Source organism: Pseudomonas sp. UMAB-40 (assembly GCF_900095275.1).
In the GTDB taxonomy this organism is placed as follows: domain Bacteria; phylum Pseudomonadota; class Gammaproteobacteria; order Pseudomonadales; family Pseudomonadaceae; genus Aquipseudomonas; species Aquipseudomonas mandelii_B.
On the sequence record NZ_LT607633.1, the window covers coordinates 1 to 323 of the forward strand.

Sequence of the window (323 nt, forward strand, 5' to 3'; positions counted from 1 at the left end):
GGCAACGCCGGCACCGGCACGACCAACTCGAACAATTACGTGATCGACACGCTGCGTCCGACTGCCACCATCGTGGTGGCCGACAATGCGCTGAAAATCGGTGAAACGTCGTTAGTGACCATCACTTTCTCCGAGGCAGTGACCGGTTTCACCAACGCCGACCTGACCCTTGCCAACGGTACGTTGACCGCCGTGAGCAGCAGCGACGGCGGCATCACCTGGACCGCGACGTTCACGCCGACCGCCAGCATCAACGACACAACCAACCTGATTACCCTGGACAACACCGGGGTCAGCGACCTGTCCGGCAACGCCGGCACCGG

1 protein-coding gene is annotated in these 323 nt (G+C 62.2%); it reads left to right on the forward strand.

Going from position 1 to position 323, the window contains the following annotated elements:
- Nucleotides 1-323, forward strand: a 323-nt coding sequence (locus K0F88_RS32090) for an Ig-like domain-containing protein (RefSeq protein WP_219097882.1), incomplete at both ends; no start/stop codon positions are given.